We start from the raw sequence: 10583 nt of genomic DNA, 5'->3' as shown, positions 1-10583 counted from the left end.
GCCCCGCCCACCCCCCCCCCCCCCCCCCCCCCCCCCCCCCCCCCCCCCCCCCCCCCCCCCCCCCCGCGGCGGCGGTGGAATCAACAGGCCGAGGCCGGTGGATTACCAGGAAGACTTGGTGACGCCCGGAAGCTCGCCCTTGTGCGCCATATCGCGGAAACGCACGCGGGAGATGCCGAACTTCTGGAACGTTCCGCGGGGGCGGCCGTCGATCTGGTCGCGGTTGCGGAGGCGGACCGGCGAAGCGTCGCGAGGGAGCTTCTGCAGGCCGAGGCGAGCTGCCTCGCGGGCCTCGTCAGTCGCGTTCTCGTCGACGAGGGTCTTCTTGAGCTCGGCACGCTTCGCGGCGTAGCGCTCCACGATGACCTTGCGCTGCTCGTTGCGGGCAATCTTGGACTTCTTGGCCATGGTTTAGCGCTCCTCTCGGAACTCGACGTGCTTGCGGACGACCGGATCGTACTTCTTCATGACGAGTCGGTCCGGGTCGTTCCGACGGTTCTTCCGGGTCACGTAGGTGTACCCGGTGCCCGCGGTGGACTTGAGCTTGATGATGGGACGTACGTCCTTGTCCTTCTTGGCCATCAGAGCTTCACACCCTTCGCAAGCAGCTCGGCGACGACGGAGTCGATGCCGCGCACGTCGATGGTCTTGATGCCGCGGGCCGAGACCGTGAGGGTCACGTTACGGCGCAGGGACGGCACCCAGTAGCGCTTCTTCTGGATGTTCGGGTCGAACCGACGCTTGGTGCGGCGGTGCGAGTGGGAGATTGAGTGACCGAACGCGGGCTTGGCCCCGGTCACCTGGCAATGAGCTGCCACAGTTCGCTCCTCCAAGTTGTAGTCAACAGTTGCAGTAAAAATGACGGTCCGCAGATGCGTCCCGCCACCTAGATGCACCGTAGTTCTGCAGCTTTCCGGAGGGTGACCAGGCGGGGTGAGAACCAGCCGAAGTTCCTCGCCGCGGGTTGGACGGTGTCTTCAGTGCCGAGAAGTGGACTCCACTGCATACGACAGCGTTAAATACTAGGCTCCACGCAGGAACCCTGCAAATCAGGCGTCCGCGCGCTCGGCCAGCAGCTCGCCCAGACGGCGGAACAGGTGGCCGCCCCAGCCTCCGCCCATGATCTTACGGGCCATCTGATCGTTAGGGTGATCCGCGCGGAAGCCCTCCTGTGCGAGGCTCAGGCGGGTGCCGCCGTCGTGCGCTTCGAGTCGGAAGGTGACGGTAGTGCGCATGTCGTTGCCCTCCGATTCGTCCTGCCAGGAGATGACGAGCAGCTCGGGTTCACGGAGCTCGAGAACCTCGCAGACCGTGACGCCGGAGTAGCGCGTGGCCTCGACCGGCTGCGAGCGGAACGCGAAGCGGTGGCCCACGACGGGCTCGAAATCGTTGGGCATGAGCCACTGGGCGAGCAGCTCCGGAGTGGTGAGGGCGTGCCAGACGACGGCGGGCGGCTGCGGGAAGAAGTCCTCGATCCGGATGGCGGTGGGATCCTCTGCGGTGGTTGTGGGTGTGGAGTCAGTCATGGAGGGATTCCTTGTCCAGAAGGGAGGCGAGCCGCGACATTCGGCCTCGCCAGAACTGTTCGTACGGTTCAAGCCATTCCCGAAGGAGCGCGAGCGGCTCCGGGGTGAGCGAGTAGTACCGATTCCGCCCCGCCTGCCGCTCCCCCACGAGTCCGACGGCGCGCAGAACCTTGAGGTGTTCGGCGACGCTCGGGCGGGCCATGGCGTAGCGGTCCGCCAGAGCCTGCGCCGTCTGCGGTCCATCGAGGAGCGCGGCGAGAAGGTCGCGCCGGACCGGGTGCGCCAGGGCGGCGAACACGTGGTCGGTGGGGCTCTCCCTGCTCTGCCGGGGCATGCCCTCAGCATACGTAGGAATTTTCCTACGCGTCAACGAAGGGCCCAGACGACGAGCGCCCTGGCGCTCGGTTGGGGGTTCCGGGCGTCAGGGCGCTCTAGCGCCGCCGCGAGCATTTGGGGGGAAGCCCGCGGCAGCAGTACCCAACGCTACCGGCTGGTATGGCCGGCTTCGGCGTTCTTAGCGCTTCCTTTACGGGGTGTTGTGCGCCACCCCCGAACGGCCCTACCCGCCAGTACTACTGAGGCGTAGCATTGAACGACAGCTGAAGGGTCACCAGCCCGCGGCGGCCCGGGGAGCAAGGGGGCTGCCATGACCACGGACACGACCACGCCGGGGACGGTCTCCCCCGAGAATGAGCCACGGCGCCAGCCCGCCGGCGAGCCGGGGTGGGACGAATCGCGAGCCGTCGCCGAGGCGAGCCGGGAGACGACCTGGAGCCGGCCGAGCTTCGCCAAGGCCCTCTACCTCGGCGACTTCCAATGGGACCTCATTTCGCCGCCCCCGGTCCCGAGAGCCGAGGAAGAAGCCGACGGCGAGGCGTTCCTCCGACGTCTCGAGGCCCTCTGCCGGACGTTGGACGGCGAGCGCATCGAGGCAGAGGACAGAATTCCGGACGAGTACTTCCGGGCCCTGGCCGCACTCGGCGTCTTCGGCATGAAGATCCCGAAGGAGTACGGAGGGCTCGGACTGACGCTCGCGTATTACGGCCGCGCGCTCATGATGCTCGGTTCGGTCCACCCGAGCATCGGCGCGCTCCTTTCGGCCCACCAGTCGATCGGGGTGCCCGAGCCGCTCAAGATGTTCGGCACCGATGCGCAGAAGAGGGCCTTCCTCCCGCGCTGCGCCGCGGGGGCCGTCACGGCGTTCCTCCTCACGGAACCCGACGTGGGGTCGGACCCCGCGAGGCTGACGACGACGGCCCGGCTCGCCGACGACGGCGAAAGCTACACCTTGGACGGGGCGAAGCTCTGGACGACGAACGGGGTGGTCGCGGAGCTCGTGGTCATCATGGCGAAGGTCCTCCCGCACGGCGATGCGGGCGACGTACCCGCCGGCAAGGGCGGCATCACGGCGTTCGTCGTCGAGATGGAGACGCCGGGGATCACCGTCGAAAACCGCAACTCGTTCATGGGGCTGCGCGGGCTCGAGAACGGGGTGACGAGGTTCGACGGCGTGCGCGTGCCCGCCGCAAACCGGGTTGGCCGCGAGGGACAGGGCCTCAAGATCGCCCTCACCACGCTGAACACCGGCCGGCTGTCCATCCCGGCCCTGTGCGCGGGCGCAGCGAAGTGGTCGCTGAAGATTGCGCGCGAATGGTCCACCGCTCGGGTCCAATGGGGGCGGCCGATCGGCCAGCACGAGGCCGTCGGCAAGAAGATCGCGTTCATCGCTGCGACGTCGTTCGCCCTCGAATCGGTCTTCGAGCTCTCGGCCGCCCTGGCCGATGCGGGGATGAAGGACGTCCGCATCGAGGCCGCTCTGGCAAAGCTGTGGGCGAGCGAGATGGCGTACAAGGTGTCCGACGAGCTGGTCCAGATTCGCGGCGGCCGGGGCTACGAGACGGCGGCGTCGCTGCGGGCGCGCGGCGAGCGCGCTGTGCCAGCCGAACAGGTTCTCCGCGACATGAGGATCAACCGCATCTTCGAGGGATCCACCGAGATCATGCAGCTCCTCATCGCGCGCGAGGCCGTCGACGCGCATCTCTCGGCGGCCGGCGACCTCGCCCGGGCCGACGCGACCCTCTCCGAGAAGGCCAAAGCCGCACGGGACGCCTCCGGCTTCTATCTGCGCTGGCTGCCGGGCCTCTTCGCGGGTCAGGGCCTCGATCCCCGGGCCTTCCGCGAGACCGGCCCGCTGGCGAAGCACCTGCGGTACGTCGAGAGGTCCGCGCGGCGGCTCGCCCGCCACACGTTCGCGGGGATGGGACGCTGGCAGGCAGGGCTGGAGCACCGGCAGGCGTTCCTGGGCAGGATCGTGGATATCGGCGCGGAGCTCTTCGCGATGTCCGCCTCGTGCGCCTGGGCCGAGCATCTCCGGTCGACGGGCGCGATGGGCGGATCGAACGCGCGGGACCTCGCCGACGCCTTCTGCGAACAGGCGCGGCACCGGGTCGAGGCGCTCTTCGACGCCCTCTGGGTCAACTCGGATCCCAGCGACCACGCGCTCACGCGGCGGGTCCTCGCGGGCGACTTCGCCTGGCTCGAGGAGGGCGTCTTCGATCCCTCCGAGGGGACGGGCCCGTGGATCGCGGAGAGCCAGGACGGGACTCCAGGGAAGCCCGACGTCCGGCGGCGGCTCGGCGGGCACGCGTAGCGGGCCGCTAGCTTCCCGCGGCGAAGGCAGCCTCGACCCCGACCGGATCGACGTCCTCGATCCGGCCGGGGCTCCACTGCGGGGCCCCGTCCTTGTCGATGAGCAGCGCGCGGACCCCCTCGCGGAAATCCGTTCGGCGGACCATGGCGGCGCCCAGCGCGAGGTCCTGCGCGAGGACGGCCTCGAGCAAGCCGAGCTTCGGCGAGCGGCGCAGGGCAGCTAGCGTCACCGCAACCGAGAACGGGCAGACCGCGCGGACCTCGCGGAGCGCATCGGCGGCAGCCGTGTTCGTCGACGCCAATTCCGTGAGGCGTCCGAGGATTTCGGTTGCCGAGTCTCCCGCGTACACGTCGTCGGCCCAGGCCCGCTCCTCGGCGAGCGCCGCGGGCGGGGGCTCGACGGCGAAGGAGGCAACGACGTCGTACGCTGCGGACGGCGCCCAGTCGCTGCGCTCGGAGGCCGCGACGAGGGCATCGACCAGTGCCCCCAGCCGCTCGGACGGAACCATGACGTCGGCCCAGCCTAGGAGGATCGCACCGGCGCCGTCGGTCTGGCCGGACGTCAGGCACAGGTGAGTGCCCAGCTCGCCGGGCGCGTTGGCGAGCAGGAGGCTCATGCCGACGTCCGGCGTGAAGCCGATGCGAGTCTCCGGCATCGCCACCCGCGTCTTCTCGGTCACGACGCGTACCGAGCCCGATTCCCCGGGCGCGTGTGCCGAAATCCCGAGGCCCCCGCCCATCGTGATGCCGTCCATGAGCGGGATGTAGGGCTTGGGGTACGCGCCGATGAGGGCGTTGAGCCGGTACTCGTCGGTCCAGAAGCGGATCGCGTCCTCATCCGTGCCAGTGAACAGCGCGCGGACGTCGCCGCCCGCGCACAGCCCGCGGACCCCTCCGCGCACGACGACGGCCCTCACGTCGGGCGACTCGGCCCACCTGCGCAGCTCGCGCTCCATCGCGAGGACCATGCGGTCGTCGAGCGAATTCAGCGCCTTCGGCCGGTCCAAGGTGAGGATCCCGAGGCCTCCGCGCACCTCCGATCGGACGTGGTCGCTCATCGGGCTGCCTCCTGCGCGGGGGCCGTGGCGGCGGCCCAGTCCCGGCAGGCGGCGACAAAGGCTCCCATGATGGCGTCAAGCTGTGACGGTTCCGACTGGGGGTCTTCGGGGTGCCATTGGACGGCAACGAGCCAGACGTCCGGATCGGCCGCCTCGAGCGCCTCGACCACCCCGTCGGGGGCCACCGCGGAGACGCGGAGGCTCGGCGCGATGCGGCGCGCGGCCTGATGGTGGCCGGAGACCACGGTGGCCGTCGGCCCGAGGAGCCCGGCGAGACGCGTTCCCGGCTCGAGCGCGACCTCGTGGAGGACCATCGGGCCCGCCGGGTCGCCGTGGTTGCGATGCTGGGTGTCCGAGCCGAGGTCCTCGCGGAGGCTCCTACCCAGGGCGACGTTGACGATCTGGAGGCCGCGGCAGATCCCCAGCACCGGGCGGCCCGTGTCGAGCGCCCGCACGACAGCTGAGGCCTCGAAGGCGTCAGCAGTCGGGTCGACGTCAGACACAGCGGGGTGAGCAGGGTCGCCGTCGTACAGGACAGGATCCACGTCCCCGCCGCCCATCACGAGCAGGCCGTCCCACGCGATGCCTTCCCCGAGGAGGGCGCCAGCGAGGCACGGATCCGCAGCATCGAGGACGACGGCGGTGCCTCCCGCACGCTCGACGGCCGCCGCTGCGCTTCGCGTGAGGCCATCAAGCTCGGCCCGAAACCACTCGGCATAGGCGGGTGCTGAGCCAGGCCAGGTGATCGCGATCCGCGTCGCCGTCACTCCGCGCCCTCCGGGTAGAGCGGATTGTGACCAGCGGCGACGCGCTCTCCCTCGCGCGGAGGACCCGGAGGCGTCCCGTACCCGAACGGGCGCCCGCCGAGCTGCTCACGGCCGTGCGGGGTCAGCCAATTCGAGAGATCCGGCCCCTTGGGGACGATCTGCGTGGGATTGATATCCTCGTGGACCACGTAGTAATGCCGCTTGATCTGCACGAAATCGATCGTGTCGCCGAAGCCGGGCGTCTGGAACAGGTCTCGAGCGTAGCCCCACAGCGCCGGCTGCTCCGTGAGCTTGTTCCGGTTGCACTTGAAGTGGCCGTGGTAGACGGCGTCGAAGCGCGCGAGCGTCGTGAAGAGCCGGACGTCGGCCTCCGTGATGGTGTCGCCGACGAGGTAGCGGCGGGCCGTGAGCCGCTCCTCGAGCCAGTCGATCGCAGCCCACAGCCGGTCGTACGCGCGGTCGTAGGCCTCCTGCGACCCAGCGAAGCCGCACCTGTAGACGCCGTTGTTGACGTCCTTGAAGACGCGGTCGTTGACCTCGTCGATCTCGTCGCGGAGGGCCTCCGGGTATAGGTCCGGGGCACCGTCGCGGTGGAAGGCGGTCCACTCGGTTTCGAAGTCGAGGGTGATCTGCGGGTAGTCGTTCGTGACGACGGCACCGCTCGGCACGTCGACGATCGCTGGGACGGTGATGCCGCGCGGGTAGTCGGGGAAGCGCCTGAAGTAGGCCTCTTGGAGCCGTTCGATGCCGAGGACCGGATCGCGGCCGTCGGGGTCGAGGTCGAAGGTCCACGACCGGGAGTCGTGCGTGGGTCCGGGCATACCGATCGAGATGGCGTCTTCGAGCCCGAGGAGTCGGCGGACGATCACTGTGCGGTTCGCCCACGGACACGCCCGGGCGGCGACGAGCCGGTAGCGCCCCGCCTCGACCGGCCACGCCTTCGCCCCCTCGGGCGCCCGCGATCCGGGCGGGAACGTGCCGTCGCGCGTGATCCGGTCCTCGATGTACCGGGTGTCCCGCGTGAACTCCTCGCCGGTGTGCACGTAAGAACCAGCGGTGCTGTACGTCGACATGGGGCCAGCCTAGTCCGCCGCGAGTCTCCGATAGCCTGTGGCCCATGGACTTCGGCACCTTCGACACTCTGGCCATCGAGACGTCCGAGGGCGTCGCCACCGTCACCATCAACCGTCCGGAGGCTCTCAACGCCCTGTCCACCAAGGTGGTCGAGGAGCTCGCAAGGGTGTGCGAGGTCCTGAACCAGCTGGGCGGGACGGGCACGACGGCGAGCGCAGCCCTCGACGGCCCGTGGCCCGTCCGCGGCGTGATCCTGACGGGAGCCGGCGGCAAGGCGTTCGTGGCCGGCGCCGACATCCGGGAGATGACGTCGATGAGCCTCGACGAGGGCGAGTTCTACGCCCGGTCCATGCACGCCGTCACGCTGGCCCTCGAGGCCGTGCCCGTGCCCGTCATCGCCTGCGTGGACGGTTTTGCCCTCGGCGGAGGCTGCGAACTCGCGCTCGCGGCCGACTTCATCTACGCAAGCGAACGTGCCCAGTTCGGACAGCCCGAGGTGAACCTGGGCCTCGTCCCCGGCTTCGGCGGATCCGTGCGGCTCCAACAGCGGATCGGCCTCGGCCCAGCCCGCGAGCTCATCTACACGGGCCGGAGGATCGATGCTGTCGAAGCCCTTGGGCTCGGCCTCGTGAACCGCGTCCTTCCCACGCGAGAGGAGCTCCTCGCCGCCGCGGCCGAGACCATCCGGGAGGTGGCCGCGAAGTCTCCAACCGCCGTCGCCCTCGCCAAGCGCGCTATCAATCAGGCGACCGGGCGGCCGACGGCGGAAGGACTCGCCATCGAGGCCAGCAGCTTCCGCGCAGCCTTCGCGACCGAGGACAAGAGGGAAGGCACCGCGGCCTTCCTGGAGAAGCGAAAGGCCGCCTTCCCGGGGCGGTAGGAGGGCTGTTCGCTGAGCTGCGGCCGCGAAACGACTCCCATCGCGGCAAAAGGGCTGTCACAGGCTTTCGACAGGGTTGAAGGCGAAAGTTATTGACATGACGACAGCATTCCGAACCGCCGACCGGCCCGCGCAGCCGCCCGGCCAGCGCCCCGGCGCCGGGCTCGCTCGAACCCTGCGCCAGCGCGGTCGCCGCCGGCTGCTGCGCGAAGACTTCCTCACCGTGCTCGCGTGGGCCTCCGGCGCGGCTGCGGTCGCGCTCTACCTGGCCGACGGCGGCGCGGGCCAATTCGCCAACGTCACCTCCGGCATCACCGCACTGGGCATTATCGCGGGCCTCATCGGAACCGACCTCGTCCTTGTCATGCTGCTGCTCGCGGCGCGGATCCCCTTCATCGACTCTGCGATCGGCCACGATCGCGCGATGGAGGTCCACGGCAAGCTCGGCAAACCGGCGCTGTACCTGATCTTGGCGCACATGGTCTTCCTGCTCATCGGGTACGGCCTCACCGATCGGCTCAACCCGATCGCCGAGGGCATCTCGATGTGGAACAACCTCCCGGACCTATGGCTCGCATTCATCTCGACGGCGCTGTTCATCCTCGTGGTCGTGACGTCCCTCGTGGCGGTCCGCAAGAAGTTCCCGTACGAGTTCTGGTACGTCGTCCATCTGCTCACGTACGCCGCCGTCCTCACCGCCCTCCCCCACCAGTTCAGCGAAGGCCAGCTCTTCGCCCCGGGCCAGTGGCAGCGCTGGTACTGGATCGCGTTCTACGTCCTGGTGCTCCTCGCTCTGCTCCGCTACCGCGTCTGGGCCCCCATCGCCCTGACTTTCCGCCACCAGCTCAGCGTCACCCGAGTAGTCGCGGCCGGCGACGGTGCCGTGAGCATCGAACTCACCGGCGTCCGGCTCGAGGAACTGACCGGGTCCGGCGGACGGTTCTTCATCTGGCGCTTCCTGGCCCCGGGACTCTGGTGGCACCACCACCCCTTCAGCCTCTCCGCTGACCCGGCCGCCGGCCGCCTGCGGATCACGGTCCGCAACCTCGGCAGGGGCAGCGCTGCGCTCATGTCGGTCCGTCCTGGGACGAAGGTCGCCCTGTCCGGCCCCTACGGCCTCTTCGGCCACGCGGCCCGTACCCGGCCAGGCGTGGTGCTCGTGGGCTCCGGCATCGGCATCACGCCGCTCCGGGCCATCCTCGAGCGGGCCGAGTTCGAGCCCGGGGCGGCCACGGTCATCCTCCGCGCCTCGACCCCCGAAACCCTGTACCTCCGCGACGAGATCGCCGAACTCTGCCATGAGAGAGGAGCCACCATGTACGAACTCGTAGGCCATCGGGCCCGCCACGGCAACGCGTGGCTGCCCCGCCACCAGACCGGGCTCAGGCTCTCCGACTACGTCCCGAACCTGAAGGCCTCCGACGTGTACGTCTGCGGCCCCAAGAAGTGGAGCGACTCGGTCCTCGAGGACGCCAAGTCCGCCGGACTCGCCGACGAGCAGCTCCATCACGAGAGGTTCGACTGGTGAGGGCCCGCGCAGCGGCAGGGGCCGCCCTCGCGTCCGCTGGCATCCTCGCGGCCGGATGGCAGGCCGGAGCACAGGCCATCGAAGCCTCGCAGGTCACCGGCGTCACCACCTCGGCTGGCACGAACGGGACCGCATCGAACGGGACCGCGTCGAGCGGGTCCGGCTCGTCCTCCGGAACCGGGACAGCGGGCTCCGCCAGCTCAGGCACCTCCAGCTCAGGCACCTCCGGCTCAGGCGCCGCGGGCAGCGGCAGCCAGGCTGCGTCGTCGTCCGCTCTCAAGGACGGCACGTTCACGGGGGCCGCTGAGAGCACGCGCTTCGGCAACGTCCAGGTGCAGCTCGTCGTCTCCGGCGGCAAGATCAGCGACGTCAAGGCCCTCCAGCTCACCGACGCCGAGCGAAGGTCCCAGATGATCAGCGCCACCGCGGCGCCGATCCTCCGGTCCGAGGTGCTCCAGGCACAGTCCGGCAACGTCGACACGGTGAGTGGCGCGACCGTCACCTCCGATGCCTACCTCTCCTCCCTCCAGGCGGCCCTCGATGCAGCCCACGCGTGACGAGTCGGCCGTCCTGAAGTCACGAACGTTCCTCGCGATGGGAACGGTGGTGAGCCTCACGGCGGCGTTCCCGGCGGACGGCTCTCCGAACCCGACCGAACTCGACGCCGCGGTCCGCCTCATCGAGGCCGACTTCGCCGAGCTCGAGGAGCGGTTCAGCCTCTACCGGGAGGACTCGGAGGCAAGCGCGCTGGCCCGCGGGGTGATCCGCCTTGCCCACGCGAGCCCGGAGATGCGGGACTGCTATGCGGAGGCCGTCGAGTGGCGACGGAGGACGCACGGCGCCTTCACGGCCGAGCGGCCTGACGGCGTGCTGGACCTGAGCGGGCTCGTCAAGGGCCGTGCGATAGCCCAGGCCGGGGATTCCCTCGACGCCTTCGGCCTGCGCAACTGGTGCCTCAACGCCGGCGGCGACGTGCTGGTCTCGGGCACGCCGTCGCCGGGTGATCCCGGGCGGTCGTGGCTTGCCGGAGTCGTGGATCCAGCGGATCGTCGGACCCTGCTGGGCGCCTACCCGTTGGGTTCCGGAGCCCGCCGAGCCCTC

At 69.8% G+C, this 10583-nt stretch carries 13 protein-coding genes; 5 read left to right on the top strand and 8 right to left on the bottom strand.

The window, feature by feature from the left end; translation table 11 throughout:
• Positions 1 to 102 precede the first annotated feature (102 nt).
• The 5 genes from rpsN to ACTHL9_RS13840 form a co-directional block, all read right to left on the bottom strand.
• Complete coding sequence (gene rpsN / locus ACTHL9_RS13860) at positions 103 to 408, bottom strand: 30S ribosomal protein S14 (RefSeq protein ID WP_440519877.1); 306 nt, start codon at positions 406 to 408, stop codon at positions 103 to 105.
• 3 nt (positions 409 to 411) lie between these two features.
• A complete protein-coding gene (gene rpmG / locus ACTHL9_RS13855; protein ID WP_138419380.1) occupies positions 412 to 582 on the bottom strand; it encodes a 50S ribosomal protein L33 in 171 nt (56 codons plus the stop codon).
• A complete protein-coding gene (gene rpmB / locus ACTHL9_RS13850; RefSeq protein ID WP_043122008.1) occupies positions 582 to 818 on the bottom strand; it encodes a 50S ribosomal protein L28 in 237 nt (78 codons plus the stop codon). The genes rpmG and rpmB overlap by 1 nt, the downstream gene beginning before the upstream one ends.
• 231 nt (positions 819 to 1049) lie before the next feature.
• A complete protein-coding gene (locus tag ACTHL9_RS13845; protein ID WP_440519876.1) occupies positions 1050 to 1526 on the bottom strand; it encodes an SRPBCC family protein in 477 nt (158 codons plus the stop codon).
• The gene (locus tag ACTHL9_RS13840) at positions 1519 to 1860 is read right to left on the bottom strand and encodes an ArsR/SmtB family transcription factor (RefSeq protein WP_440519875.1); all 342 of its coding nucleotides are present in this window, start codon (positions 1858 to 1860) and stop codon (positions 1519 to 1521) included. Before ACTHL9_RS13840 ends, ACTHL9_RS13845 begins: the two co-directional genes overlap by 8 nt.
• Positions 1861 to 2172: 312 nt before the next feature.
• Between ACTHL9_RS13840 and ACTHL9_RS13835 the strand changes: the two genes are divergently transcribed.
• A complete protein-coding gene (locus ACTHL9_RS13835) occupies positions 2173 to 4176 on the top strand; it encodes an acyl-CoA dehydrogenase family protein (RefSeq protein ID WP_440519874.1) in 2004 nt (667 codons plus the stop codon).
• A gap of 7 nt (positions 4177 to 4183) precedes the next feature.
• On the opposite strand, the gene ACTHL9_RS13830 is transcribed toward ACTHL9_RS13835, so the two are convergent.
• From ACTHL9_RS13830 to ACTHL9_RS13820, 3 genes are read right to left on the bottom strand one after another with little or no spacing between them, the layout of a single operon-like run.
• Complete coding sequence (locus tag ACTHL9_RS13830) at positions 4184 to 5233, bottom strand: enoyl-CoA hydratase/isomerase family protein (protein WP_440519873.1); 1050 nt, start codon at positions 5231 to 5233, stop codon at positions 4184 to 4186.
• A complete protein-coding gene (locus ACTHL9_RS13825) occupies positions 5230 to 6000 on the bottom strand; it encodes a gamma-glutamyl-gamma-aminobutyrate hydrolase family protein (RefSeq protein ID WP_440519872.1) in 771 nt (256 codons plus the stop codon). Before ACTHL9_RS13825 ends, ACTHL9_RS13830 begins: the two co-directional genes overlap by 4 nt.
• On the bottom strand, positions 5997 to 7073 hold the full coding sequence (locus ACTHL9_RS13820) for a glutathione S-transferase family protein (RefSeq protein WP_440519871.1): 1077 nt from the start codon (positions 7071 to 7073) through the stop codon (positions 5997 to 5999). Before ACTHL9_RS13820 ends, ACTHL9_RS13825 begins: the two co-directional genes overlap by 4 nt.
• A 44-nt stretch (positions 7074 to 7117) precedes the next feature.
• On the opposite strand from ACTHL9_RS13820, the gene ACTHL9_RS13815 reads away from it, so the two are divergent.
• The 4 genes from ACTHL9_RS13815 to ACTHL9_RS13800 form a co-directional block, all read left to right on the top strand.
• Entirely contained in the window at positions 7118 to 7954 is an 837-nt protein-coding gene (locus ACTHL9_RS13815) for an enoyl-CoA hydratase/isomerase family protein (RefSeq protein ID WP_440519870.1), read from the top strand.
• A gap of 97 nt (positions 7955 to 8051) precedes the next feature.
• Positions 8052 to 9482, top strand: coding sequence for a ferredoxin reductase family protein (locus tag ACTHL9_RS13810; RefSeq protein WP_440519869.1), 1431 nt, complete (start codon positions 8052 to 8054; stop codon positions 9480 to 9482).
• Positions 9479 to 10039 (top strand): FMN-binding protein, encoded by a 561-nt coding sequence (locus tag ACTHL9_RS13805; protein WP_440519868.1) that lies wholly within the window; start codon positions 9479 to 9481, stop codon positions 10037 to 10039. The genes ACTHL9_RS13810 and ACTHL9_RS13805 overlap by 4 nt, the downstream gene beginning before the upstream one ends.
• Positions 10023 to 10583: FAD:protein FMN transferase (locus ACTHL9_RS13800; RefSeq protein ID WP_440519867.1), on the top strand; the 561-nt coding region annotated here is incomplete at its 3' end. The genes ACTHL9_RS13805 and ACTHL9_RS13800, both read left to right, overlap by 17 nt.

The organism is Sinomonas sp. (assembly GCF_051955515.1).
Classification (GTDB): domain Bacteria; phylum Actinomycetota; class Actinomycetes; order Actinomycetales; family Micrococcaceae; genus Sinomonas.
The sequence above is the reverse complement of the archived record's forward strand: the minus strand, read 5'-3'. Positions and strand labels throughout refer to the sequence as shown.

What these genes read in the sequence shown, in the direction of transcription:
- rpsN (WP_440519877.1), bottom strand. Translation starts at nt 408, where the DNA reads ATGGCCAAGAAGTCCAAGATTGCCCGCAACGAGCAGCGCAAGGTCATC.
- rpmG (WP_138419380.1), bottom strand. Translation starts at nt 582, where the DNA reads ATGGCCAAGAAGGACAAGGACGTACGTCCCATCATCAAGCTCAAGTCC.
- ACTHL9_RS13845 (WP_440519876.1), bottom strand. Translation starts at nt 1,526, where the DNA reads ATGACTGACTCCACACCCACAACCACCGCAGAGGATCCCACCGCCATC.
- ACTHL9_RS13840 (WP_440519875.1), bottom strand. Translation starts at nt 1,860, where the DNA reads ATGCCCCGGCAGAGCAGGGAGAGCCCCACCGACCACGTGTTCGCCGCC.
- ACTHL9_RS13835 (WP_440519874.1), top strand. Translation starts at nt 2,173, where the DNA reads ATGACCACGGACACGACCACGCCGGGGACGGTCTCCCCCGAGAATGAG.
- ACTHL9_RS13830 (WP_440519873.1), bottom strand. Translation starts at nt 5,233, where the DNA reads ATGAGCGACCACGTCCGATCGGAGGTGCGCGGAGGCCTCGGGATCCTC.
- ACTHL9_RS13820 (WP_440519871.1), bottom strand. Translation starts at nt 7,073, where the DNA reads ATGTCGACGTACAGCACCGCTGGTTCTTACGTGCACACCGGCGAGGAG.
- ACTHL9_RS13815 (WP_440519870.1), top strand. Translation starts at nt 7,118, where the DNA reads ATGGACTTCGGCACCTTCGACACTCTGGCCATCGAGACGTCCGAGGGC.
- ACTHL9_RS13810 (WP_440519869.1), top strand. Translation starts at nt 8,052, where the DNA reads ATGACGACAGCATTCCGAACCGCCGACCGGCCCGCGCAGCCGCCCGGC.